Here is a 26159-nt window from a genome sequence, read left to right on the forward strand (position 1 = left end):
ATGAAACTAATCAAACGCTCAGACAGCGTCACGAAAGAGCAAAAACAGCTTGGCATTAGCCGTCGTGTATTTATGCGCAATAGTTCACTCGCTGCTGGTGGCGCGATTGCTGGAGCAAGCTTGTTTGCGCCAGGAATGATCCGTAAAGCGGAAGCGAAAAGTGTCGATGCGAGCGCACCTATCGAAGTAAAACGCACCATCTGTTCTCACTGCTCTGTAGGCTGTGGTATTTATGCAGAAGTGCAAAACGGTGTTTGGACGGGTCAAGAGCCAGCTTTTGATCACCCATTTAACGCTGGTGGTCACTGTGCCAAAGGCGCGGCATTACGCGAACACGGCCATGGTGAGCGTCGCTTAAAGTACCCAATGAAATTGGAAAACGGTAAGTGGAAAAAACTTTCGTGGGATCAAGCGATCGAAGAGATCGGCAACAAAGTATTGGAAATTCGTGAGCAATCCGGCCCGGATTCTGTCTACTGGCTGGGCAGTGCCAAGCACAACAACGAGCAAGCGTACACCTTCCGTAAAATGGCATCGATGTGGGGCACCAACAACGTCGATCACCAAGCGCGTATCTGTCACTCCACCACGGTTGCTGGGGTAGCGAACACTTGGGGTTACGGCGCGATGACCAACTCCTTCAACGACATGCACAACTGTAAGTCGATGTTGTTCATTGGTTCAAACCCTGCCGAAGCCCACCCAGTCGCCATGCAGCACATCCTCATCGCCAAAGAGAAAAACAGCTGTAAGATCGTCGTTGCGGATCCTCGTCGCACACGCACCGCAGCAAAAGCGGATCACTATGTTTCTCTGCGCCCAGGTACCGATGTCGCGTTTATTTGGGGCGTGTTGTGGCATGTATTCAATAACAAATGGGAAGACAAAGAGTTCATTCGCCAACGCGTATTTGGTATGGACGAGATTCGCGCTGAAGTGGCGAAATGGAACCCGAAAGAAGTTGAGCGTGTTACCGGTGTAAGCGAAGAAGACGTTTACCAAACAGCGAAACTGCTTTCTGAACATCGTCCGGGTTGTATCGTTTGGTGTATGGGCGGCACTCAGCACACGACGGGTAACAACAACACGCGTGCCTACTGCGTGCTTGAACTGGCGCTGGGCAACTTAGGTAAGTCCGGTGGCGGTGCGAACATTTTCCGTGGTCACGATAACGTGCAAGGCGCAACAGACCTTGGTGTGTTGTCACACACGCTTCCGGGCTACTACGGCTTGGCAGAAGGCTCATGGAAACATTGGGCGAAAGTGTGGGGCATCGATTTCGACTGGTTGAAAAACCGCTTTGACCAGAACAAGTACAACGGCAAACAGCCGATGTTCAACATGGGTATTCCGGTGTCTCGTTGGATCGATGGTGTGCTGGAAAACAAAGACAGTATCGAACAAAACGACAACATTCGCGCCATGTTCTATTGGGGCCACGCGGTTAACTCGCAAACCCGCGGCGTAGAAATGAAGAAGGCGATGGAAAAACTCGACATGATGGTGATTGTCGACCCATATCCAACCGTCGCAGCCGTCATGAACGATCGCACCGATGGTGTCTATTTGCTTCCTGCAACAACTCAGTTTGAAACGCATGGCAGTGTGACGGCGTCAAACCGTTCCATCCAGTGGCGTGATCAAGTGATCGAACCGCTGTTTGAATCAAAACCCGATCATGAAATCATGTATCTATTGACCAAAAAGCTGGGTTTTGCCGATCAACTGTTTAAAAACGTTCGCGTTGTTAACAATCAACCCGTGATTGAAGACATCACTCGTGAGTTCAACAAAGGGATGTGGACCATTGGTTACACTGGCCAAAGCCCTGAACGCTTAAAAGCACACCAACAAAATTGGCACACCTTCCACAAAACTACGTTGGAAGCAGAAGGCGGACCGGCGAATGGTGAAACCTACGGTTTACCGTGGCCATGCTGGGGCACTCCAGAAATGAAGCACCCGGGAACCCACATTCTTTACGATACATCGAAACCTGTTGCACAGGGTGGTGGTACCTTCCGTACACGTTTCGGCGTTGAGTTTGAAGGCAAGAGTCTGCTGGCCGATGGCAGCTACTCGAAAGACAGTGACATTCAAGATGGCTACCCAGAGTTCAGTGACAAACTGCTAAAACAACTGGGTTGGTGGGACGATCTGACTGCAGAAGAGAAAGTGCTCGCGGAAGGCAAAAACTGGAAAACCGACCTTTCAGGGGGTATCCAGCGTGTTGCCATCAAGCATGGCTGTATTCCTTTTGGTAACGGTAAAGCACGGACTATCGTGTGGGAGTTCCCAGATCGTGTGCCTCTGCATCGTGAGCCTCTTTACACGCCACGTCGTGATTTGATTGCCGATTACCCAACATGGGATGACGCAGCTTCAATCTACCGTCTGCCAACGCTGTATAAGTCGATTCAAGACCAAGATAAGTCGCAAGAGTATCCGATCATCCTCACTTCTGGCCGCTTGGTGGAATACGAAGGGGGCGGTGAAGAAACCCGTTCGAACCCTTGGTTGGCAGAACTGCAGCAAGAAATGTTCGTGGAAGTAAACCCGAAAGACGCCAACGATTTGGGCTTCAAAGATGGCGACATGGTTTGGGTTGAAGGGGCAGAGAAAGGCCGTATTCATGTTAAAGCCATGGTGACACGCCGTGTTAGACCAGGAATGGCATTCATTCCATTCCACTTTGGCGGCAAGTTCCAAGGTGAAGACTTACGCAACAAGTACCCAGAAGGTACGGATCCGTACGTGATTGGTGAATCAGCAAACATCGCCACCACCTACGGTTACGATCCTGTCACTCAGATGCAGGAAACCAAAGTCACCCTCTGTAACATTCGTAAAGCGTAAGGAGTCTTGAAATGGCTAGAATGAAATTCCTCTGCGACACCAAACGCTGCATCGAATGCAACGGTTGTGTGACCGCTTGTAAAAATGAAAACGACGACGCATTAGAGTGGGGCATTCAGCGCCGCCGCGTTGTTACCTTGAACGATGGTGAACCGGGCGAAAACTCCATCTCAGTGGCCTGTATGCACTGTACCGATGCCCCTTGTATGGCGGTTTGTCCTGCAGACTGTTTTGAACATACCGAAGATGGCATTGTGCTCCACAACAAAGATCTGTGTATTGGTTGTGGTTACTGCCTGTTTGCTTGCCCATTTGGTGCGCCTCAGTTCCCGAAACAAGCCTCATTTGGCGAGCGTGGCAAAATGGACAAATGCACCTTCTGCGCCGGTGGTCCAAACACCGAACCGGGCTCAGAAGAAGAGCGTCTGAAGTATGGTGCCAACCGTATCGCAGAAGGCAAACTGCCAATGTGTGCTTCGCTGTGTTCAACTAAGGCCCTCTTGGCAGGTGATGCAGAGAAAATCTCCGACATCTTCCGTCAACGTGTCGTGGAACGTGGTGCAAAAGAGGCCGGTTGGACCAACGGTGAAGATCTATCCTACGATGCAACTCGCAGCTAAGTTTGGAGAGAGTCATGTTACAAGCGCTTAAACGTGGTTCTCTTGCAGTACTGTCTTTTTGGACAGTACTGCTGTTGACCTTAAGCTTTACCACGGTGGCACAAGAAAAAGAGAACTCTGTCGATCAAACGGAAATGACGCAATTAGCCGGGGCCGATTTTTGGCGTCAAGTTAGGGCAGGTGAGGCGGGTTACACCACGTCGACCTTTCCTGAGCACGGCGTGCTTATCAGTACCCCAGGTCAAACTTGGTATCTGTTAAAAGAAAAATGGATGTCGCCTGCCGGAGCAATCGCCATTTTTGGCAGCATTGCGATGGTGATCATGGCGTATGTGTTTGTTGGCCCTTTGATGCTCAGCAAACCTCGCACAGGGAAAAAGATCAAACGCTGGTCACGATGGGATCGCGCGCTTCACTGGAGCATGGCGTTTACCTTTCTCACCCTTGCGTTTAGCGGTTTGATGTTGGTGTATGGTAAGCACTTCTTAAAACCTTACGTTCCTTCTGAAATTTGGGGTTTTGTTATTCTGCTTGCCAAGCAATACCACAACTACATGGGGCCATTGTTCTTCATTTTGCTGACCTTTATCTTGCTGAAATGGTGGCGTAAATCCATTCCAACAATGACGGATGTACGTTGGTTTATGAAGCTCGGTGGCATGGTAGGCAAACACAAAGGCACCCATCCATCGGCAGGTTTTTCTAACGGTGGTGAGAAAGCGATCTACTGGTTATTGATTTTCTTTGGTGTGTTTGTCGCGGCCAGTGGCCTGATCCTAGATTTCCCAATCTTTGGTCAAACACGCCGTGATATGGAGCTTTCTAACCTTGTGCACATGATTTCGGCTTTGATCCTTATCTGCGGATTTATCTTCCATATCTACATTGGCTTGTTTGGCATGGAAGGGGCACTCGAAGGCATGGTGACTGGTGAAGTGGATGAAACATGGGCTAAAGAACATCATGATTTGTGGTATGCAGAAATGATGGAGAAAGAGCAGCAGAGCGGCTCTCAACCCTCTAGCACCAACGAGCAAGCGAAGGTAGGAGGTCATCGTGAACAAACCTCATAAGGGTATTTGGATTGCTTACATCCTCAGCTGTTTAACACCATTTACTTTCTTACTCTCTGGTGTTATCGCGATTGTTTATGCAGGGTATCGATTGGATAAAAACCAAGATGGTGACGTTGTTAATTCACACTACTATGGATTAATTCGAACCTTCTTCCTTTATCTCACGTTTTTCGTTGTCTTGATCGTCACCGTAGCAACCTCGAACGGTGTACTGGTCGGCGTCAGTGAATACTGGGTCAACAGTACGGTTTTGGACAATGTACTCAACAGCGTTGCCTACGCGATTCCCTACGTGGGTATGCTGTTTGCAGCGCTAGCGATATTGGTTTGGTTCTTGCGCATGTACCAAGGCATGGTTCAGCTAAGCAACAATCAACCGCATAGACCATCGACAGGTCCAAACTTATAGAAAAGAGCAAACCGAGAAATAGCAAAATCCCCTCAACTGAGGGGATTTTTTCAATGTCCTCCGCAATGATGCCAGATTTTTTGTGCACTCAACTCATACGTACCAGTAAGCTGTTCGGTCTTAAGGTACCGTTTTTCATCATCGCTATACCCAGATTGTATCGCTACCAGTTCACTGAAAGACCCGGTACCAGCACACTTAAGGTACCCACCTTCTATGTGCGGGCTGACATCTCTGTCATCAATATCATACTCTCGTCCAAATCGATCGGTAACCACGAGTTTAGCGGTAAGATCGAAGGGCGCTTCAAGATCGTAAATGCCTGCAATTTCACCCAACAGAAAAGATCCCGCTGGCGGAATAGCAAGGCATTCTTGCACTTGAAGGTGATACGGCTGTTGGCCATCAGGTATGGTGAGCGGAATAAGTACAGGGTTCTTCTTGGAGACAACAAGTTCTCTCTCACTAGTGATATAAGGACTACCAGCATCTTCAACCGCTCGATAGTAGTTACCACATGCACCATAGAAATCGAAAAAATAATCTACGTTCGATAAGCCACAATAGTCCCTGCTTTCTAAACTGTCGACAAAGGCAATTTTCGGTGGGCGATGCGCTTTCAAGTAGTTTTCTGAGTATTCGAAGCGAATATCAAATAAGTAATCTTCCATTGCTGGAGATTTGACGCTATCCAGCGCTTTGTCTACCGCGTCTTTGATCATCTGTTTGGTTTGTTGATTGGTAAGATATATTTCCACCAATCCATGTCCCAAACTATCTTTATCGCTTGTCGGGATACTTATGTTTGGAAACGGTACTGAACCAATTCCAGTAAAGTTCAATCCGTTTATGACATGATCTTTGTCCGATAGAATGTAGTCGCCGTTAAGCGTCGGAGAAGCGGGGGCAATATGGATAACTTTAATATTCGTTTCATCATAGCCCAAACGCTGATTGACATAATGGAATGACTCATTTACCCAAAGGTTGCCCTGTGAATGGGCCAAATAAATCAGTTTTTTACCTTGCCAAGTCTGTGAGTCATTACGAAGACGATGTTTCATTCGAACCTCGTCAGTGTTGATATCACTCCCCGCCAAAGACGCCAAACCTTCCAAAAACTCATGAATAATCTCGTTGATACCTCGGCTTAAGGTATCATTCACGAAGGCAAGGAAACCTTTTACTAGTGAGTCAATTTTTTTAATGATTGGGCTGTTATTTCTACCGCTTACGACATCCCAAAAAGCTTCCCATCGCTCAAACTGCTTTTGCTCCAGCTCGTTAGTTCGTTGATCGAAGGTCTCAGCAAAGTCGGCTAGTACATCAATCCCCCTTTCTTTGTAATTGGAGTCGTTGTAGAACAGAGCGTATTCAACCGGTTGACCTCGATATTGTTGGATGGCAAGAGTACTTTTTATCTCTTTCAATCCCAAAGATGCTTCTTTTCGTGAGGTTGCAACTCCGTTAAAAAAAGCGATAGTGTAACCTTGAATTTGGCAAGAACTTGCTATTACTTCAGTCGACAGAAGAGATAGCAGTAATGGAGATAAAGCAAAATATTTACTCACAATATTTGGCCTCCGGATTCAGCAGTGTTCCCCCAGAGCCATTGAGTAATCGATTATAGGCAAGAAAAGCAAGTGTGCGTTCCTTAGTATTGTAGGTTAAGGCAGTGATCGTCCTAGACGTTTGAGTAATATCCCTTACTTGAACTCCAACAAATTCATAACACGCGATAACTTTAAAATCTTCTTTTGCTATTTCAAGCGCTTTGTGTTCATTTTCCTCTGTGTTATCACTAAAGTCATAGTGGAGATTTTCTTGAGTGCTTCTTGCGTCCTTTTTGAGAGCCTTACGAACAGGCTCTGTTACTTCTAACACATCAATAAACGCTTCGATATCATCTCGAATGCCATCTTGGTTAGTATCTGGTCCTGTCAACGAGTCAGAGCGATCTAACAAAGGCTCATAGCGTTCATAAATCACCGTTAGCTGGTCGTTAATGGTTTTCTGACTCTTTAGTGTTGCAATAAGCTCATCTGTTTTTTCAATTTGAATGGATGGCGTTGCCGTAGCTGGGGAAGGTGATGTAGAGCGGCTTTCGCCGGATGAGTTACAACCAGCAACGCTGGCTACAACTAGCATTGTAATTAGAGTACGTGTCATTGTTATGCCTCAAGTAAACTAAGAAGCATGTAGTGTAAGTAGATGATTTTAATAATGATAATTATGATTTTCTATAAGGAAATTAGAATTCGTTATTAACTAATTGAAGGCACAGTTGGTGCCAACTTCTCACTCACAATATTTTTCCTCTGGAGAAAGCAGCGTAGAGCCAGTGCCGCTCAACAATCTGTTATATGCTAAGTAAGCTAAAGTTCTTGCCTTTGTGTTATACGTTAACGCTCTAACTGTTCGAGAAATTTGCGTACTATCCTCAACGGGAACTTTTAAATAGTCATAGCAAGCAAGAACCTTGTTATACTTCTCGGATATCTTATAAGAAAGCCTTTCATTTTCATCAGTGGCACTTTCAAAGTCGTGGCTGATAGCTTCTTGGCTATACCGAGCTTTTTGCTTAAGTACATTACGAACAGGCTCTGCTACTTCTAACGCATCAATAAACGCTTCGACGTCATCTCGAATGCCATCTTGGTTAGTATCTGGTCCTGTCAAGGAGTCAGAGCGATCTAACAAGGGCTCATAGCGCTCATAAATCACCATTAGCTGGTCGTTAATGGTTTTCTGACTCTTTAGTGTTGCAATCAGCTCATCTGTTTTTTCAATTTGAATGGATGGCGTTGCCGAAGCTGGGGAAGGGGATGTAGAACGGCTATCGTCGGATGAGTTGCAACCAGCAATGCTGGCTACAACTAGCATTGTCATTAGAGTGCGTGTCATTGTTATGCCTCAAGTAAACTAAGAAGCATGCAGTGTAAGTAGATGATTTTAATAATGATAATTATGATTTTCTATACCGTTATTAGTAGGTGTTATCGTGTTTGTATCAAAGCCGAATGATGGCATTTAACGTGAACCGATTGTTGTTGCACGCAGAAGGTGCGCTTTCTTTTGGTGCAACTGAACTAATAAAGTGCACATTTACTTCAATTCAAGTTCTATCCCGAGCTAAGTATCGCTCTGCTAGTGAAATAAATTACGTATATTCAATTGGATAGAATTTATTTATCAAATTGATAATAATTGGAATGCTCCTTGCTCTATCTCACATTCGACGTATTTTCTCACCAACATGGTGATATCAAACTTTACTGATGCACAGGATAAGTGCACTACAAAAATAACGGAGAGATCGAATAATGAGCGATACTGCCAGTCAGGTTCACGGAGCCGTTCAAACCCTGACACAAAGTTCAGACACCTTATTTTTATTGCTTGGCGCTATCATGGTGTTCCTTATGCACGCCGGATTCGCTTTCTTAGAAGTTGGAACGGTGAGACATAAAAACCAAGTTAATGCCCTGGTTAAAATCTTAGCGGATTTTGGCATTTCCACTTTGGCGTACTTCTTTATCGGCTATTGGGTCGCCTATGGGGCGCATTTTTTTGCCGATGCGGAAACGTTAGCTCAAGGTAACGGCTATGAGTTGGTGAAGTTCTTTTTCTTGCTGACCTTTGCTGCAGCCATTCCTGCCATTGTTTCGGGGGGTATTGCCGAGCGAGCGCGTTTTTATCCCGTTTTGATTGCGACATTCTTCACCGTGGGGATTGTCTATCCTCTGTTTGAGGGCATTATTTGGAACGGAAATTTCGGTATTCAAGCTTGGTTTGAAGCCACCTTTGGTGTCGGTTTCCATGATTTCGCAGGATCTGTGGTTGTGCATGGTGTCGGAGGATGGATTGCACTGGTTGCGGTGATTTTCTTAGGCATGCGCCGAGGACGTGTGCGTGCAGGGAAACACACTAACTTTGCCCCTTCAAATATTCCTTTTCTCGCCTTAGGAGCGTGGATCCTGTGCGTCGGTTGGTTTGGGTTTAACGTGATGTCTGCACAAACACTGAATGGCATCAGTGGTTTGGTTGCAATGAACTCACTGATGGCGATGGCGGGCGGGATTGTCGCCGCGCTCATCGCTGGCAAAAATGACCCGGGCTTTATTCACAACGGACCACTTGCAGGATTGGTCGCTGTGTGTGCAGGATCGGATCTCATGCATCCTCTTGGCGCTTTGGTGACGGGTTCGGTCGCCGGTGTTCTGTTTGTTTACTTGTTTACCTACTTGCAAAACAAAACCAAAATTGATGATGTGTTGGGTGTTTGGCCACTTCATGGTGTCTGTGGCGCTTGGGGCGGTATTGCAGCTGGCATCTTTGGCCAATCCTCACTCGGTGGGCTAGGGGGCGTCAGTTTCACCGTTCAGCTCTTGGGTACGCTTTTGGGCATTTCGGTTGCTCTGATTGGCGCTGGTATTGTCTATGGTGCGATTAACCGCCTCAGCGGCTTGCGACTCTCTCAAGAAGATGAATTTAATGGCGCAGACTTAGCTATTCATAAGATCTCTTCCGTTAACGCTGAGTAGAATCAAACTTCTTATAAGGGCGGCGGCATTGCGTCGCTCTTTTCTCTCCATTTTTGCCTTATCTCTCAAAACCGTATCTTACTCCGAATATTTAAGACTATGGTCTAATCCTCATAACTACTGTTGTTTTTCGTTCAGTGGTAAGCTGTGACAAAAGAACTACAAGGATAGGTTATGAACTTCCCATATCGAAATATCGTCGTATTGACCGGAGCTGGAATTTCCGCAGAGTCAGGTATTCAAACCTTTCGAGCACAAGATGGACTGTGGGAAAACCATCGTATTGAAGATGTCGCAACTCCGGAAGGTTTCGCCAGAGACCCCGATTTAGTCCAAGACTTCTACAATCAACGTCGTAAAAAACTGCAAGACCCTAATATAGAACCGAATGCCGCACACCTCGCACTTGGCCGACTCGAAGCGGAGCTCGACGGTCAGGTAACGATCGTGACTCAGAACATCGATAATTTGCACGAACGTGGTGGTAACAAGAATATTATTCATATGCATGGTGAGTTGCTCAAATCTCGCTGCAGTGTCTCAAACCAAGTGATTGAGGAAACGGGGGATATTCTGACAGGGGATCTTTGTCATTGTTGCCAGATGCCATCGCAGATGCGTCCTCATGTTGTTTGGTTTGGTGAAATGCCTCTGAGAATGGGGGAGATATACTCAGCGTTAGAAACCGCCGACCTGTTTATCTCAATTGGCACGTCCGGGGTGGTTTATCCCGCCGCCGGATTTGTCCATGACGCCAAAATGCACGGCGCACACACGATTGAAATTAACCTTGAACCCAGTGCGATCGAAAGTGAGTTTGTGGAAAAACGCTACGGTAAGGCGAGTGTTGAAGTGCCTAAGTTGGTCGAGGAGCTGCTTGCGCATTTAGAGAGTAACGTTGAAAGCGCATAATGCCCGTTGAAAGAAGGATCAAAAAAAGCGGCCACAGCCGCTTTTTCTTTTTAACCAATAAAATTAGTTATTTACTTTGAGTTTTTGGAAGTACTCATCGTAAAGTACACTGGCTTCACCGACTTCGTCTTGCCACACACCATTATCCATCACAGATTGTGGAGGGAAGATGTTTTGATCTTCGGCAAACTCTTTAGGGAGCAGTTTGTAAGCGGTTTTCACAGGGGTTGGATAACCGATTTCCATCGCAATTTTTGCCGCATTTTCTGGGCGTAGAAGGAAGTCGATCATCTTGTGTGCGGCTTCAGTATTTTTCGCACCCGCTGGAATGGCTAAGCTATCCATCCAGAAAATTGCACCTTTCTCAGGCCAGATGATGTCAATTTTTGCACCTTCTTGACGGGCCATGTACGCAGAGCCATTCCAAAGCATACCCAGTGAAACTTCACCCGCTAGATAGGGATTGGCAGGGAAATCTGAGTTGAACACCAATACATTCGGGATCAGTTTTTTCAGCTCTTCATACGCGGCTTTGATCTCGTCAGGGTTGGTTGTGTTTGGCGAGTAACCCAGCTTTGAAAGCGCGATGTGGAACACTTCACGTGCATCGTCCATCAACATCAATTGACCAGCCCACTGAGTATCCCAAAGATCTCCCCAGTTTTTTACTGAGCTCTTGTCCAGCATGTCAACATTGATACCAATACCAGTCGCCCCCCAAATGTATGGAATAGAGTAGTCATTACCTGGGTCAAATGGCTTGTCTAGATAGTTCGCGTCTAGTTCGGCAAAGTGAGACAGCTTGGCTTTATCCACTTTTTGTAGCATTCCTTCTTTACGCATCTTAGAAACAAAATAAGTAGAAGGAACGACCAGATCATAGCCACTGCCTTGAGTCTTTAACTTTGCGTACATGCTCTCGTTAGACTCGTAGGTTGAATAGATGACTTTGATACCCGTTTCTTTAGTGAAATCTTCTAACACTTCACTTGGGATATACTCAGACCAGTTGTAGAAATACAGTTCTTGATCTGCTGCAAATGAAGAAGTTGAAAAAAAAGTAGCAGCACACAATGCGCCGGTATACAGTGCTTTTTTCATTACTGTTCCGCTCATATCAGCGTGCCCTAAAGGGCAGGTGGTTATATAAAAACTGACGATGAGGTATCGCCAGAAAAAACAGCCTCGGATTATATCAGCTAAGTAAAAAAATAGGCAGCTTTCCGCTGCCTATATGATGAGTAATGAAGCAATTGTGCTGATTATTGGCCAGCTTTAAGCTTCATGAAGTAGTCTTCGTACTTCACTGTTTTGTCACCAACGGCGTCTTGCCACTCTACGCGGTCAAGATCTTCTTGTGACGGGAACAGTGGCGCAACATCTTTGAACTTCGCGTTTGACTCAGCAACAGCGGTCAAGTAACCCGTGTCGTTAGAGATTTGCTCTGCAATTTCTGGACGAAGTAGGAAATCGATCATCTTGTGCGCCGCATCCACGTTTTTCGCACCAGAACTAATTGCAAAGTTATCTACCCAACCAATGCCGCCTTCTTTAGGGAAAACAAGCGTTAGAGGTAAACCTTCTTTTTGTGCTGCCGCCGCACTGCCGTTCCAAAGCATGCCAACGCCAACTTCGCCAGACATGTATGGTGCGCCTGGGTTGTCAGAGTTGAATACCAATACGTTTGGCATTAACTTTTGCAGTTCTGCGTACGCTTCATCGATTTGTTTTTCATCGGTGGTGTTACCCGAATAACCCAATTTGCGTAGCGCGATATGGAACACTTCACGAGTGTCGTCCATCAACATGACTTGGCCCTTAAGCTCAGGTTTCCATAGGTCTGCCCAGCTTTGGAAGTCATTTGGATCGTACATATCGGTGTTCACAGCAAGACCCGTGATCGCAACAACGTGTGGGATAGAGTAGTCGTTGTTTGGATCGTAAGGTTTATCTAGATAGTTCTTATCTAAGTTTTTGAAGTTTGTTAGCTTCGATTTATCAATCTTCTGCAACATACCTTCATCACGCATCTTAGATACGAAGTAGGTAGAAGGTACTACCAGATCATAGCCTTGGTTGTGCGTTTTCAACTTGGCGTACAAGGTTTCGTTCGACTCGTAAGTCGAGTAAATCACCTTGATACCTGTTTCTTTCGTAAATTGCTCTAGGATATTACTGTTGATGTAAGGACCCCAGTTCATAAATACCAATTCTTTATCTTCCGCTGCAACCGAACCAGAAAACAGTGAAAGCGCACATGCACTACCAGCTAATAAAGTAGCCCATTTTTTCATTTACGTTAGCTCCAAACCAAACGTTGCCCGAAGGCATTCCGATAAAAAAACAGAATGGTGAATCACCATTCTGCTTCGCGTTTAAACACAACCAGAAGGCGGTTTATTTAACTTTTTCTCTCGCAAGGATTTGCGAGGTAATCACCAATACGAGTGACACGACCAGCATGACGGTTGCCAATGCGTTGACTTCTGGAGAGATACCCACTTTAACCATTGAGTAGATTTTCAGTGATAGAATCTCATAAGTCGGGCCCGTTACAAACGAGCTGATGATAACGTCATCTAAAGATAGGGTAAAACTCAGCAACCAACCAGCTGCAACCGCAGGTTTCGCCAATGGCAGAATAATTTGCTTTAGAATCACCCATTCGCTTGCACCAAGGTCTTTTGCTGCTTCAAGCATTTTCACATCAAAACCGTTTAAGCGGCTATAAACCGTGACCACAACAAATGGCAAACAGAAGGTGATGTGCGCAACCAAAAGCGTAAAGAAACCCAATTGCGCACCCAGCACAAGAAACAGCGCCAATAGCGAAATAGCCATCACAATATCTGGAGACATCATTACGACAAACAGCATACCGTTGACTGCACTTTTGCCTTTGAACTGGTAGCGGAATAGGGCAACCGCCGTCAAACTGCCGATAATCGTTGCTGCAGTTGCTGAAAAAATCGCAACGTTAAACGAGTGCCATGCAGCTTGCATCAAGCTGTCGTTATTCACTAGCGCGTGATACCACTTGGTGGTGAATCCGCCCCATTTCATACCAAACTTGTTTTCGTTAAACGAGTTGGCGATCAATACGATGATTGGTAAATACAGAAACGCATAAACCAACGTCATAAAGCTAAATCTAACTGTACGCCCCATTAGTCCAGCTCCACTTTCTTATTCAACAATTTACCCGCGCGATAGTAGGCATAAAGCATAATCGCCATTGCGATGGTCAGCGCGATACTGGTCGCAGCCCCAAATGGCCAATCACGTGCATTGAGCACTTGGCTCTTAATGACGTTACCAATCAGCAAGTTTTTCGCACCGCCAAGCAAGTCTGAAATGTAGAACATGCCCAGAGCAGGGAGGAGAACTAACAAACAACCGCCGATAATGCCAGGCATTGTCAATGGCAGAATGACCTTTGTTAGCGTCTGGAACTTATTTGCACCTAGGTCTTTTGCCGCTTCGATATACGTGTCGTCCAGCTTTTCAATGGCTGAGTACAACGGCAAAATCATGAATGGCAGCAAAATGTACACTAAACCAATCATAACTGCGGTTTCGGTAAACATAATGCGCATAGGCGTATCAATAAGACCAATGCTCAATAGCGCTTTATTGAGAATGCCTTGCGTACCCAACACGATTTTTAGGCCGTAGGTACGGATCAGGGAGTTGGTCCAGAAAGGCACAATCACCAAAAACAGCATAAATGGACGCCATTTGTGTGGCATTTTCGCCACAATGTAAGCAAATGGGTAGCCCACAACCAAACAGATAAGGGTTGCCACAATCGCCATGTAGAAGGAGTGCAGCAACACTTTCACGTACAAAGGATCGAGCAAACGCGCGTAGTTATCCAATGTAAACGTCATTTCAATGAGGTTGGCTTCATCACGCGTCAGAAAACTGGTGCCAATGATCATCAGGTTTGGAATAAGAACAAAAAGAACCAACCAACCAACAATCAGCGTGATAATGGCGTTTTGAAGACTAAATTTCTTGCTCATCGCTTAGCACCACTTCCCAGCTTTCAACCCAAGTAATGGCGACTTTTTGTCCTAAAGAGTGGTCCACATCAGGATCATCTTCGTTAAAGAACTCGCTTACCATTACACGCATGCCAGATTCCGTTTCAATAACAGAATCAAGAGTCATCCCTTTGTAAGTACGCTCGGTAACATGACCGACAATACCTTTCTCTTCGGATTCTTTGATCTCTTCAATACGTAAGTCTTCTGGACGAAGTAGCACTTGCAGTTTCTGACCTTCCGTTACCGGTTGATCGAAGTAAACCACTGAGTCGACGCCTTCAATCTCAGCACGAATACGGTTTTCATCAAGGCGTTCTTTGGCCGTTGCTTCAAACACGTTGATTTCGCCGATAAAGCGCGCAACAAATAAGTTTTTCGGATCTTCGTAGATTTCACGAGGAGAGCCATCTTGCTCGATAACGCCTGAGCGCATGACGATAATGCGGTCTGACATCGATAGTGCTTCTTCCTGATCGTGCGTCACGAAAATAAAGGTGATGCCAAGCTGTCGCTGTAGCTGCTTAAGCTCAATCTGCATTTGCTTACGTAATTTGTAATCAAGCGCTGATAGGGATTCATCAAGTAATAGTACTTTTGGTTTGTTCACCACAGCACGCGCAATTGCAATACGCTGCTGTTGACCACCAGAAAGCTGATGAGGTTTACGCTGAGCCATGCTCTCTAGACGAACCATTTTAAGCGCGTCCATTACGCGAGGTTCGATTTCAGCAGCAGGGACCTTCTGCATGCGTAAGCCAAACGCAACATTATCAAACACAGTCATATGTGGGAACAATGCGTAACTTTGGAATACCGTGTTGACATGCCTTTGTTCTGCAGGAACGTTAGTGACATCCTGATTGTCGATCGTAATTTGGCCATTATCTGCAGTTTCAAAACCTGCGATCATGCGTAAAACGGTTGTTTTACCACAGCCAGAAGGACCTAGAATCGTTAAAAATTCACCGTGATTAACGTCCAGGTTTAAATTACCGATGATTTCCTTACCATCGAAACTCTTACTGATACCAGATAAACGGATTACTGGTTGTCCTGCATTTTGTTTAGCGTTCAACGTCTGTATTTCTCCCACATTGGCCAACTAACAAGTATGACCTGTAGTAATTCACAATAAGGCGCGCATGATAATCACCAAAAGTGTGAATTCAAAGTATTTTCTCATCCCGAAACAGAAAAAGTTTTGTAGGTAAAAATGACGATTACTTACCATACTGTTATTAGGATTATTCGGCTTTCACAAGTAATTGAATGGAGACCAAAATATCCCGTTACAAACTAATCTGTCGCCTATAGATTTCAAGTGGTTAATTATCAATCAAAATGCGAATAAAGCAAGATATACATAGAGAAACAGAGTTTAGCTAAAGAGAGATTTCAGTATAATGAACGTCCTTCTATTAATGCAGATTTTACAGAGGATAAGTAAGTCAGCTTAGGATAACTATGAAAAACGAATTCGAAAAAGAGATTAACATTGGCGGTACTATTGAAAGTGCGCTCTCTGGTCAATATGAGCTGAGTGCTGGAGCCGTTTTTAGTGAAGCTTGGAAGAAAACGATGTCGCATTTCTTCAGCTTTTCTCCAGCTATCGTGCTGTTACTCGCGCTACAGTTGCTGATTTTCTATATCGCACTTCAACTGCAACTTGGTGAGCCGAGTGTGATCCTTGATGCCATCGTCAATCCCGATTTACTGACTGAACAAATTGTTTCGGCTATTTATGTAGCAAACTTCAGCTACGAAGTGATTAGCGCGCCGATTTTTGCCGGTGTCAGCTTGATGGCGATGAGCCATGCCGCAGGTTTACAGACGAAAACTCGCCACATCAGCAAAGGGCTTCAATACACGATTCCCGTTATTCTTGCCACCTTGTTCAGCTTGATGCTTCAAGGCTTACTGGGCATGATTTTTCCTTTGCTTTCACTTTATCTTTCAATGGCGTTTAGTCACTCGATTCTGCTTATCTGCGAAAAGAATGTTCCACCAATGCAATCTCTGCTGCTTTCTTTACGTGCGATCAACCGTAAAATTCTAGTCGTATCAGGTTTGTACCTGCTGGTGATGGTGATGTTTGCGGTAGCAACGATCTTTTATGGCATCGGGTTGATTTTTGTTTTGCCATTTTTCTTCCATCTCAAAGGTATTCTCTACCGCGAGATGTTTGGTATCCGTTTGAAAATAGTGGCTACCTCCGGTTCCGACGACAATAACGATAACAATTCACAGGTATTTAATGCTTAACCCATCACAATCTACATTTTTAAAAGTGACCGCTGTTGCGGCTTTTGTTGCTTTCTCTGCTGTCGGTCCTTATGTGTTCTATCGAGACCATCAACCTAAAGAACAAGTGCAAGCTATTGAGTCTTTACCTGACTTCGCTGCGATTCAAAGTGTCGCCGAGAAAAAAAGGGCCTTTTTCGACTATCTAAGACCTATGGTGGCACTGGAAAACCAACGCGTGCTTGAAGAGCGTTCTTTTCTAGAATCTTTGGATATAGCCAACTTATCGGAAAAGCAGAACGCTCGACTCGACAAGTTAGCCTCTCGTTACAATGTCACACTTTCAGCGGAAGAAGCTAATGAAGACTCTTTGAATGAATTGATGTTAAGAGTCAATGTGTTGCCAGAAGCGCTCGTCATGATTCAAGCCGCCAACGAGTCCGCTTGGGGAACTTCGCGCTTTGCTCGTCAAGCAAACAATCTCTTTGGCCAGTGGTGCTATACCCCAGGATGTGGTGTGGTTCCACTTGAACGTAATCAAGGTGCTTTCCACGAAGTGGCGAAGTTTTCTTCGGTTCAAGATTCGGTTCATGGCTATTTTATGAACGTTAATCGTAATCGTGCATACAGAGAGCTGCGTGAGATTCGCGCCACTCTTGATATGCAAGGTCGCGATCTACAAAGCGTCTCCGTGGCGACAGAACTGACGAATGGCCTGCTTTCCTATTCAGAGAGAGGGCAGGATTATGTTGATGATCTGCAAGCGATGATCCGCCACAATGCAGAATTTTGGACAAACTAAAACAATAAGAGAAATAGAATGAGAAAGATTGGCCTCACCTTACTCTGTACTGCCTTATCCTCTTTCGTGGTGACACCCGTCGCTGCGCAAGAATACATGTTTACCTACTCAAAGCTCTTCTCTCAATTAAAAAACAATACCAAAGAGGGGCATGAAGACGTTAAGGTCGGCATTTTTTTCGTTAATCCTCAAACCAAACAGCTTTGTGATATTGAAAAAGCGTGGATGGAAAAGGAGGAGCATTACGAAGAATTTATGATTCCCGCATCAAAAGAGTTACCGCTGCCAATAGACAACAACCTCAAGTCAGCAAATCCACTGGTTTTTGTTCAGACACCGCAAGATATGCGCTGTGACTACTCGCTCGTTGTAATGACCAAGCAGCCATTACAAGGAAAAGTGACGTATGCGCAGCTAGAGCCACTCATGCCACAGATGAAAACCATGTTGGATGATTTAGGCGGCATGTTTTCTAGCTGGTTTACGCCTGATGTAGAAGGGGTGACAATGGAGTTCGCCGATCAATTAAACGACATGATTACCTTCTCCAATGGGCAGAAAAAAGCGATCATCAACGGTAAGGTACAAGTGGCACTTAGTGAGATAGGCGAAGCGGGCTATATGGTGTTACCACAGCCCACTATGCGCGTTTTGCCTTACTTACCTGCGGCAAAGAAATAATGAGTTGAACACTCAAGTGATAAAATAAAGGCTACCAACATGGTAGCCTTTATTGTGTTTGTAAGCTGATTAAATATTGGTCACATCTAGCTTTAAGCTTGGATCAAACTCTTGCACCATATCTTCATCCTCGACGGTTGCAACAGGCATTTCTTCTTTGTCGAAACCGATATCACCACCGTTAATCACGCCTGAATCTTTGTTGATCGATTTAAAATCAAACAACTCAAAATCCGCTAAATGGCTTGGCACCACATTCTGCATTGCACGGAACATTGTCTCAATACGACCTGGGAAACGCTTATCCCAGTCATTCAGCATCTGTTTGATATTTTGACGCTGCAAGTTTGGCTGAGAGCCACATAGGTTACATGGAATGATAGGGTAGCCAGCCATATCTGAATATTTGATGATGTCTTTCTCACGGCAGTATGCCAGTGGACGAATCACAACGTGTTCGCCATTATCTGAAACCAACTTAGGTGGCATGCCTTTCATTTTTCCACCGTAGAACATGTTTAGAAATAAGGTTTCCAAAATGTCGTCGCGATGATGGCCTAGCGCAATTTTTGTTGCACCGAGTTCTTTGGCTGTGCGGTACAAAATACCACGACGTAGTCGAGAGCAAAGTGAACAGGTCGTTTTACCTTCAGGGATCTTATCTTGAACAATCGAGTAAGTATCTTCTTCTACGATCTTATATTCCACACCTAAGCTTTCTAGGTATTCAGGCAGTACATGCGCTGGAAAGCCCGGCTGCTTTTGGTCTAGGTTAACAGCGACAAGAGAAAAGGAGATTGGGGCACTTTTTTGTAAGCTAATCAGGATGTCCAACATGGTAAAGCTGTCTTTACCACCAGACAAACACACCATAATACGGTCACCGTCTTCGATCATGTTGAAGTCAGCAATCGCTTGGCCTGTATTACGACGAATACGCTTTTGTAACTTGTTGAAGTTATATTGTTGAGCTTTAGTGCGCTCTTGAATTTGCTCTGTCATCGGCTGTTAGTCTTAAAACACATCAAAATAAATGAAGTGCGTATGATACGGATAAATTTCCAAGATGCCAGTACCGGACAAAAAAATCCCGGGCTAATTACCCGGGAGTTTGAGTTATGAAGCCGTCGTTGGATCTAATGGACTCACGTAGCCTTTTGGTTTCAGCGCTAAAACGTCACAGTTGATTTTATCGATCACATGCTCGGCGGTGTTACCGATGAAGACGGCAGAAAGGCCAGTACGCCCCGTGGTTCCAAGAATCACCATTGCTGCATTCAGCTTTTCGGCGGCAGAAGGAATGACATCCTCTGGTAAGCCTTGTTCTACAATAGTGTGTTCTTCATCAATACCATGCTGCTGTCTCAGTGCTTTCATGGCTGTTAGATGATGCCCACGAACAGCATCTGTATAGGTTGTCGGATCAAACTCTGGTAGCTCAATAGTAATATTGGCTGGCGTCACTGGGTACGCATTGACAAGGTACGCTTCCGCATCCAAACGGTTCGTGATCTCTTTTAGTCTTTCAACCATACTATTGTTCAATTCAAGGTGAGTTTCGTTTTCAGAACCAACGTGGACTGAAGCAAGAATATTGGCATGCTCAGGCCAATCCGCATTTTTGATCAGCAACACAGGGATAGGGCACTTGCGTAATAAATGCCAATCAGTAGGTGTAAAGATAACCGACTCAAGAACGTCGTGTTTACGAGTTCCTTTAATCAAAATGTCGTGGCCGCTGGCAAAGACCTCAGCAATGATTGCTTCATACGGACGATTATGCCAAATCACTTTAATTTCGAATTCTACGGAGTCATCGAGATAGGGCTCTGCAATTTTCTTCAACCACTGCTCACGTTGGTAAATCACACCCCGTCTCATCGCGTCACGCTCATCAATGGATAACATTGATGTCATGTCGTACGAGAAATCATAAATCGATAGAAAGAAGGTTATGTGACTTTTTGAAACGCTCTTCCTAGCAAGTTGAACTGCTCTTGCTAACGCAGGTTGCTCATCTTTATTGATGTCTGCAACAACGAGGATTTTACTGTAAATACTCATATCTCAGCCCACTTATGTTGTAGAACCATATGAATACTTTAGCGTAGAAAAGAGAGAAATATTAGGACATTAGGAAGATAATGAAGAAAAACATGACGTAGCTCAGGGTTGAGCTACGTCGCAGTAGAGATTTACTCTTTTGATACGCCAGCAAGTTCCATCAGTGCATCGTGGTCAAGAATCGTAATGTACTTACCTTTTACACTAAGAATCTCTGACTTCTGGAAACGGCCAAGAAGGCGGCTGATCGTTTCGACAGTAAGACCTAGGTAATTACCAATATCACCACGAGTCATGGTCAAACGAAACTCACGCGGACTAAAGCCACGTTGCGAGAAACGGGTAGATAGATTGTACAAAAATGCGGCTAAACGCTCTTCTGCATTCTTCTTCGAAAGTAACAAAATCATTTCTTGGTCACCTTTGATTTCATTACTCATCAGGCGCATGATTTGTTGACGAAGCTTAGGCATCTTTCCTGAAAGGTCATCAAGAATTTCGTAAGGAATCTCACAAACCATTGAAGTTTCTAGTGCCTGAGCAAAACTAGGGTGGCTATCACCTGTAATTGCATCAAAACCAACTAAATCTCCAGCCAAGTGGAAAGCCGTAATCTGCTCATCACCCTGCTCGGTAATTGTGTAGCTTTTAATCGTACCAGAACGAATTGCGTAAAGAGATTTTAGATCATCACCGGCTTTGAATAACTCTTGGCCTTTTTGGATCGGCTTTTTACGTTCGATAATTTGATCGAGTTGATCCAATTCAGCTTCGTTTAATGTAAACGGAATACACAGTTGGCTGATACTACAATCTTGACAATGAATCGCACAACCACCTGATTGGATGCGCTTTGTCGCAGGTTTTTCAGAAATCATAACAACCTTTCACTATTTGATATACGTCAATATTTTAGCACTGGTTAATACTAAAGGATAGTAAAAAAAAGTGCGTCATCTTCAGGTTAGTTGATCAAGTGTAACAATTTTAGTGCGTCGTAAGCGGTGTAAAGACCATAGATCATGAGCATTAACGCAGTGATATGTCGAAATGTTAACGATGACTGAAGCTTTGCAATAAATCGCGCACCGACGCCAACAAGTAACATAGCTGGCAGAGTTCCAAATCCAAAAGCCAGCATGATAATCGCACCATTGTAATAACTACCAGATACCGCCGACCACGTCAGTGCAGAATAGACTAAACCACATGGTAACCATCCCCAAACAAAGCCATAAGGGAATGCTTGTAAGGGATGTTGAATAGGTAGGAGGCGAGCGGTTATTGGTTTGATCCATCCCCATATAGATTGCCCAGCTTTTTCGACGAACAAGAGTGCATTCCATATCTTGGAGATATACAGAGCAACGAGAATCATGAAAAATGCCGCAATCAACCTTAGCCAAGCTAAAGACTGATTTAAGCCACTGAGCTCAGCTAATGATGAGACAGCTCCACCAATCAATGCACCAAATAATGCATAGCTAGTGAGGCGTCCAAGATTATAAAGAAGGGTGTTGCGAATAGGAGAGGCTTGTTGCTGTCCTAGATTAAGTAAAGAAGCGATACCGCCGCACATTCCAATGCAATGACCGGCCCCGGCAAGGCCGATCATAAAGGCTCCAATAACATCTGGTGCCATCAAGATTTCTCTTTTTCCGTCGGCTTGACATGCTCTTCATCGAACAAAATGTTACTGCCTTGCCTTTCGAGATCTTCAAACTGCTCGCTTTTTACCGCCCAAAGAAATATCGCTACAGCAACACAAACCAACACAATTGCAATTGGGATAAGAAGATACAAACTTTCCATTGTTTACTTTCCACGCTCTTTGAGCAGTCTTAAGGAGTTAGAGACCACTATTATAGAGCTACCAGACATTCCTACAACCGCAATATAAGGCGCAACCAAACCAGCGACAGCCAAAGGTAGAATCAATAGGTTATAACCCAATGACCAAGCGAGATTTTCCTTTATGATTCGTCGAGCTCTTAACGCCAACTCTCGAGCCTCTAGGAGCTTATCTAAACGATCCCCAAGCAGCGTCATATCAGCAGACGCCTTAGCGACATCAGTACCACTGCCCATTGCTACAGATAAATGCGCACCAGCTAGTGTTGGAGCATCGTTGATGCCGTCACCAACCATCATCGTGATATCGTTCTCTTCCAATCCTTTGAGATACGCTAGTTTATCCTCCGGTTTCGCTGACGCGATAACGTGCTCAATTCCAACGGCCTTTGCGACACCCTCAGCATTGGCAGCCGAGTCTCCCGTTAACAAAGTGGTTTTGATACCTGCTTGGGCAAACTTTTCAATGAGCTTGTGGCTCTCTTTCCGAACTGGATCATGGTAATAGAATGTTGCCACATGCTTACCATCAATGGACATATAAACCGCATTTTTTTCTAATGCGGCTCTACCTAGAACGAACGCCGCGCTGCCAATGTTTATCGCCTTATTATCCCAAGTTCCGGAAATGCCGGAGCCAATGATGTTGACCACATCACTAACCTGGAAATCTGTATCAAAATAAGGTTTGAAAGCACGGGCAATAGGGTGATTGGCATGGCTTTCTAAGCTAGCTGCTAACGCAAGACACGTTCCTTTATTGAACTCATCGAAGGTTTTTGTATCTTCGATTTCAATGTCGCCTTTGGTCAGCGTGCCTGTTTTATCGATCACTAAATGGTTAACTTTACACAAGGTTTCAAATACATGTCCTTTTCGCAATAGGATACCAAAGTTACCCATTCGAGACGTGGCGCACGTTAGTGCCGTTGGTGTTGCAAGAGAAAGCGCGCATGGGCAAGTCGCCACAAGAACAGACAGCATAATCCAAAATGCGTCCTCAGGTTTTGTTTGGTGCCAATAGAACCAAGTGGCTGCGGAAATAAGCAAAATAGCACCAACAAAATAACGCGCCACTACGTCTGCCACTTCGGCAATTTTGGGCTTAGAGTGCTGCGCTTCATCTTGAAGCCGAACGATATTAGAAATCACCGAATCCGCTTTCGAGCTCGTTACCTGCAAAACAAACGACTCATCGCCATTGAGGGTACCAGCAAAAACAGCGTCATCAGCGCGCTTGACGACATGCACTGATTCTCCAGTTAGCATTGATTCGTCAATATGGATTCGTCCTTCAACGACAAAACCATCGGCGGGTATATGCTCACCGGGTAAAACTCGGACTTGATCACCAATTTTTAAGCTCTTTACCGGCACTTGCTTGCCATCCAACGTTGTGGCGATAGCAGGAATCAGTTTAAGCAAATTACCACTTGCAGCCGCCGCTTTTCGACGAGCTCGCATTTCTAAAAAGCGCCCAACTAACAAGAAAAAAGTGAACATTGAGATGGACTCAAAAAACACTTCCCCTTGTTCTGTGACGGTTGCCACTAAGCTCGCACAATATGCAAAAATCAAGGCAATGGATACAGGCACATCCATCCCCAAGGTTCTTCCTTTAATACTGCGCCAAGCATTTAGGTAAAATGGTAGGGCAGAGTAAAGCAACACTGGTGTTGCAAAAATCAAACTCACCCAACGAAAGTAATTCTTAAACTCTGGTTCAAGATCGCCAAAAACTTCCAAATACAATGCAACGGCCAGCATCATCACTTGCATTGTCGCCAGTCCCGCTATGCCGAGTCGATAAAGATACTGCTTCATCGTCGCATGATATGAGGCCTCTTGTTTATCCGCTTCAAAAGGGGCGGCTTTGTAGCCTAGAGCATGAATGCCGGAAAGAAGCTCACTCAGTTTTGTTTTGGATTTATCCCAAGAGAGCAGTGCTCGATTCGTGGTGGTATTTACCTTAATTGACACCACACCCGTTTGACCATTCACTTGTTTTTCAATTAACCACGCGCACGCCGCACAAGAAACGCCTTCTAAAGAAAGCATCACTTCACAATAATTGTCGTTGCTGCGCACAAACTCGGCTTGAACTTCCTCGTTGTCGTAATGAATGAGGGCCTTGAGTTGCTCAGGCACCAACTCCACTTTTTCTGCTGGCGCGGTTCGATATTGGTAATAAGAAACGAGGCCATTATCCACGATTGTTTGCGCCACGGTCTCACAACCTGGGCAACACATTTCGCGAGTTTCACCTAAGATTTCAACTTTAAAATCCGTGTTGACCGGTACATCTTCACCACAGTGATAACAGGATTGTGTCATAGTCTTAGTTCATCAAAACAGTTGCGGAAGAAGGGAAAGTAACGCGACCTTGAACTAACCACTTTTGGTCATGTGGTTGAAGCTCAATAAACCAAGGCCCTTCCATTTTGTGATCCAGCGATAAGCGATAGACACCTTTGGCATCCGCCGTGAGCAATTGTGTGAAATCTCGGTCGGGTAGAGTGCGATGTGTAAATGTTGCGGTCAACGCAGGAAAATGAGGAAGATCACCTTTGCTGAATTCGATAACAATGACATTGTTATCTGAAGAAACGGTGGCATTCAACCCCAGTTCTTTCGCGACATTCAGTTTACTAATGTCTATATTGATCCCTTTACCTTTTTTATAGTAATCCTCCGCGACAAGAGAGACTGAGTTTTGTGAAAAAATTACCACTGTCACGATCGTCCACACTACCACTGTCAGTGGCAAAATGATCAGAAACCACGGCCAAAACTGTTTATACCAAGGCTTTACCATAAAAAAGTTCTCAACAACTAAATGAAAGATAAGGGCTTTAATTTAAAGGAAAGACAGCCCCTTAAAAAGGGGCTGTTATTGAAATGTTACTTATTATTTTCGCCGTTGCTTAGGCTCCAAACATACGCTGAAACAAGCTGAACTTTGTCCTCGCCTAGAATGTCTTTCCAGGCTGGCATGACACCAGAACGTCCGTTCATAACGGTTTCAGTAATGTCTGCGCGAGAATCACCAAACAACCAATCTTTGTCTGTTAGATCAGGCGCACCTACTGCTGGGTTACCTTTACCATCAGTACCGTGACACGCTGCACAGACAACGAAACGAGCTTTACCTGCTTCGGCTTCTCGCGCATTCACTTTACGACCAGACAAACTCAAAACGTAGCTCACAACTTCTTCTACGCCTTGCTCACCAAGTGCATCTTTCCACGCTGGCATTTGGCCAATACGACCATGCATGATTGTTGTTACGATAGCTTGAGGTTCACCACCGTACAACCAAGCATTGTCTGTAAGGTTAGGGAAACCTTTCTGACCGCGCGCATCGGAACCATGACACTGAGAACAGTTTTGTAGGAATAGGCGTTGGCCTACCTTTAACGCCTCATCATCACCTGCAATAGCTGGGATAGGGCGTAAGCCGTTGTCATCAAACGCCAAGCGACGGAATGCTTCACCAAAGTATGCATCAGCATCATCCAACTCTTTTGCGTATTGGTTCAGTTGTTTGTTTGATTGAGCGTTGGCGATGGCTTGCTTAGACTCTTCAACCGTTCGAACTGTCTGAGCAGAACTTTGCCAACCCAAAACACCTTTAAAATTACCCAAGCCTGGGAACAGGGTTAGGTAAACCGCTGCAAAAATAAATGTACCTACGAACAAGTAAGTCCACCATTTTGGCAGTGGGTTATTTAGCTCGCGAATACCGTCGTACTCGTGGCCCATATCTGCACCTTCTTCCACGCCCATTTTATCTTTAGCGCACCAGTAAAGAAGTACAGCACAGCCAACAAGCGTACCGACAGTAATCACGATAATCCAGAGACTCCAGAATGTAGTCATTACTTCGTCACTCCTTGTTTAGTTGGGCTAGATTTCTCTTCATCAGCAAAAACAAGGTTGGCGGCCTCATCAAAACTCGCTTTACGCTTTTTGCTGTATGCCCAAGCAACAATGCCAATAAAACTAACGAAAAGTACAACGGTATAAATACTGTGAATTGTACCGAAATCCATGA

Annotated in this window: 26 protein-coding genes; 9 read left to right on the plus strand and 17 right to left on the minus strand. The window is 45.0% G+C overall.

Going from position 1 to position 26159, the window contains the following annotated elements; genetic code table 11:
* Genes VV1_RS12360 through VV1_RS12375 form a run of 4 tightly spaced genes read left to right on the plus strand, consistent with a single transcriptional unit; the run spans position 1 to position 4961 of the window.
* Positions 1 to 2856, plus strand: a complete 2856-nt coding sequence (locus VV1_RS12360) for a formate dehydrogenase subunit alpha (protein WP_011080439.1) — start codon at positions 1 to 3, stop codon at positions 2854 to 2856.
* A gap of 11 nt (positions 2857 to 2867) precedes the next feature.
* A complete protein-coding gene (fdh3B, locus tag VV1_RS12365; protein ID WP_011080440.1) occupies positions 2868 to 3476 on the plus strand; it encodes a formate dehydrogenase FDH3 subunit beta in 609 nt (202 codons plus the stop codon).
* 14 nt (positions 3477 to 3490) lie between these two features.
* A complete protein-coding gene (locus VV1_RS12370) occupies positions 3491 to 4549 on the plus strand; it encodes a formate dehydrogenase subunit gamma (protein ID WP_011080441.1) in 1059 nt (352 codons plus the stop codon).
* On the plus strand, positions 4533 to 4961 hold the full coding sequence (locus tag VV1_RS12375) for a membrane protein (RefSeq protein ID WP_011080442.1): 429 nt from the start codon (positions 4533 to 4535) through the stop codon (positions 4959 to 4961). The genes VV1_RS12370 and VV1_RS12375 overlap by 17 nt, the downstream gene beginning before the upstream one ends.
* A 50-nt stretch (positions 4962 to 5011) precedes the next feature.
* Here VV1_RS12375 and VV1_RS12380 read toward each other — a convergent pair whose 3' ends face one another.
* From VV1_RS12380 to VV1_RS12390, 3 genes are all read right to left on the minus strand, one after another.
* Positions 5012 to 6532, minus strand: coding sequence for a hypothetical protein (locus VV1_RS12380; protein ID WP_011080443.1), 1521 nt, complete (start codon positions 6530 to 6532; stop codon positions 5012 to 5014).
* Positions 6525 to 7130, minus strand: a complete 606-nt coding sequence (locus VV1_RS12385) for a hypothetical protein (protein ID WP_043921035.1) — start codon at positions 7128 to 7130, stop codon at positions 6525 to 6527. Before VV1_RS12385 ends, VV1_RS12380 begins: the two co-directional genes overlap by 8 nt.
* A gap of 129 nt (positions 7131 to 7259) precedes the next feature.
* Entirely contained in the window at positions 7260 to 7865 is a 606-nt protein-coding gene (locus VV1_RS12390) for a hypothetical protein (RefSeq protein ID WP_043921036.1), read from the minus strand.
* 419 nt (positions 7866 to 8284) lie between these two features.
* On the opposite strand from VV1_RS12390, the gene VV1_RS12395 reads away from it, so the two are divergent.
* Both VV1_RS12395 and cobB read left to right on the plus strand, forming a co-directional pair.
* Positions 8285 to 9505, plus strand: coding sequence for an ammonium transporter (locus tag VV1_RS12395; protein ID WP_011080446.1), 1221 nt, complete (start codon positions 8285 to 8287; stop codon positions 9503 to 9505).
* Positions 9506 to 9679: 174 nt separating this feature from the next.
* Positions 9680 to 10417: a Sir2 family NAD+-dependent deacetylase gene (gene cobB / locus VV1_RS12400; protein WP_011080447.1), complete on the plus strand. Its 738-nt coding sequence runs from the start codon at positions 9680 to 9682 to the stop codon at positions 10415 to 10417.
* Positions 10418 to 10480: 63 nt separating this feature from the next.
* On the opposite strand, the gene VV1_RS12405 is transcribed toward cobB, so the two are convergent.
* The 5 genes from VV1_RS12405 to potA form a co-directional block, all read right to left on the minus strand.
* Positions 10481 to 11518: an extracellular solute-binding protein gene (locus tag VV1_RS12405; protein WP_011080448.1), complete on the minus strand. Its 1038-nt coding sequence runs from the start codon at positions 11516 to 11518 to the stop codon at positions 10481 to 10483.
* A gap of 161 nt (positions 11519 to 11679) precedes the next feature.
* Complete coding sequence (locus tag VV1_RS12410) at positions 11680 to 12711, minus strand: extracellular solute-binding protein (RefSeq protein ID WP_011080449.1); 1032 nt, start codon at positions 12709 to 12711, stop codon at positions 11680 to 11682.
* A gap of 103 nt (positions 12712 to 12814) precedes the next feature.
* Positions 12815 to 13585 (minus strand): spermidine/putrescine ABC transporter permease PotC, encoded by a 771-nt coding sequence (gene potC, locus VV1_RS12415; RefSeq protein ID WP_011080450.1) that lies wholly within the window; start codon positions 13583 to 13585, stop codon positions 12815 to 12817.
* Positions 13585 to 14442: a spermidine/putrescine ABC transporter permease PotB gene (gene potB / locus VV1_RS12420; protein ID WP_011080451.1), complete on the minus strand. Its 858-nt coding sequence runs from the start codon at positions 14440 to 14442 to the stop codon at positions 13585 to 13587. Before potB ends, potC begins: the two co-directional genes overlap by 1 nt.
* Positions 14426 to 15559: a spermidine/putrescine ABC transporter ATP-binding protein PotA gene (gene potA / locus VV1_RS12425; protein WP_011080452.1), complete on the minus strand. Its 1134-nt coding sequence runs from the start codon at positions 15557 to 15559 to the stop codon at positions 14426 to 14428. Before potA ends, potB begins: the two co-directional genes overlap by 17 nt.
* Before the next feature lie 371 nt (positions 15560 to 15930).
* On the opposite strand from potA, the gene VV1_RS12430 reads away from it, so the two are divergent.
* Genes VV1_RS12430 through VV1_RS12440 form a run of 3 tightly spaced genes read left to right on the plus strand, consistent with a single transcriptional unit; the run spans position 15931 to position 18190 of the window.
* Positions 15931 to 16728: a DUF2189 domain-containing protein gene (locus VV1_RS12430; protein WP_011080453.1), complete on the plus strand. Its 798-nt coding sequence runs from the start codon at positions 15931 to 15933 to the stop codon at positions 16726 to 16728.
* Positions 16721 to 17509 (plus strand): glucosaminidase domain-containing protein, encoded by a 789-nt coding sequence (locus VV1_RS12435; RefSeq protein WP_011080454.1) that lies wholly within the window; start codon positions 16721 to 16723, stop codon positions 17507 to 17509. The genes VV1_RS12430 and VV1_RS12435 overlap by 8 nt, the downstream gene beginning before the upstream one ends.
* Positions 17510 to 17527: 18 nt before the next feature.
* The gene (locus VV1_RS12440) at positions 17528 to 18190 is read left to right on the plus strand and encodes a DUF2987 domain-containing protein (RefSeq protein ID WP_011080455.1); all 663 of its coding nucleotides are present in this window, start codon (positions 17528 to 17530) and stop codon (positions 18188 to 18190) included.
* Between the two features lie 69 nt (positions 18191 to 18259).
* On the opposite strand, the gene ttcA is transcribed toward VV1_RS12440, so the two are convergent.
* From ttcA to VV1_RS12485, 9 genes are all read right to left on the minus strand, one after another.
* A complete protein-coding gene (gene ttcA, locus VV1_RS12445; RefSeq protein ID WP_011080456.1) occupies positions 18260 to 19192 on the minus strand; it encodes a tRNA 2-thiocytidine(32) synthetase TtcA in 933 nt (310 codons plus the stop codon).
* Positions 19193 to 19306: 114 nt separating this feature from the next.
* Positions 19307 to 20254: a universal stress protein UspE gene (gene uspE, locus VV1_RS12450; protein WP_011080457.1), complete on the minus strand. Its 948-nt coding sequence runs from the start codon at positions 20252 to 20254 to the stop codon at positions 19307 to 19309.
* A 131-nt stretch (positions 20255 to 20385) separates the two neighbouring features.
* Positions 20386 to 21132, minus strand: coding sequence for a fumarate/nitrate reduction transcriptional regulator Fnr (fnr, locus tag VV1_RS12455; protein WP_011080458.1), 747 nt, complete (start codon positions 21130 to 21132; stop codon positions 20386 to 20388).
* Between the two features lie 86 nt (positions 21133 to 21218).
* Positions 21219 to 21896, minus strand: coding sequence for a sulfite exporter TauE/SafE family protein (locus VV1_RS12460; protein ID WP_011080459.1), 678 nt, complete (start codon positions 21894 to 21896; stop codon positions 21219 to 21221).
* Entirely contained in the window at positions 21896 to 22066 is a 171-nt protein-coding gene (ccoS, locus tag VV1_RS12465; RefSeq protein ID WP_011080460.1) for a cbb3-type cytochrome oxidase assembly protein CcoS, read from the minus strand. The genes VV1_RS12460 and ccoS overlap by 1 nt, the downstream gene beginning before the upstream one ends.
* 3 nt (positions 22067 to 22069) lie before the next feature.
* Positions 22070 to 24439 (minus strand): heavy metal translocating P-type ATPase, encoded by a 2370-nt coding sequence (locus tag VV1_RS12470; RefSeq protein ID WP_011080461.1) that lies wholly within the window; start codon positions 24437 to 24439, stop codon positions 22070 to 22072.
* Positions 24440 to 24443: 4 nt separating this feature from the next.
* On the minus strand, positions 24444 to 24920 hold the full coding sequence (locus VV1_RS12475; protein ID WP_011080462.1) for a FixH family protein: 477 nt from the start codon (positions 24918 to 24920) through the stop codon (positions 24444 to 24446).
* Between the two features lie 86 nt (positions 24921 to 25006).
* Positions 25007 to 25984 (minus strand): cytochrome-c oxidase, cbb3-type subunit III, encoded by a 978-nt coding sequence (ccoP, locus tag VV1_RS12480; RefSeq protein ID WP_011080463.1) that lies wholly within the window; start codon positions 25982 to 25984, stop codon positions 25007 to 25009.
* A complete protein-coding gene (locus VV1_RS12485) occupies positions 25984 to 26157 on the minus strand; it encodes a cbb3-type cytochrome oxidase subunit 3 (protein ID WP_011080464.1) in 174 nt (57 codons plus the stop codon). Before VV1_RS12485 ends, ccoP begins: the two co-directional genes overlap by 1 nt.
* Positions 26158 to 26159 lie beyond the last annotated feature (2 nt).

Origin of the sequence: Vibrio vulnificus CMCP6 (assembly GCF_000039765.1) — a bacterium.
GTDB lineage: Bacteria > Pseudomonadota > Gammaproteobacteria > Enterobacterales > Vibrionaceae > Vibrio > Vibrio vulnificus_B.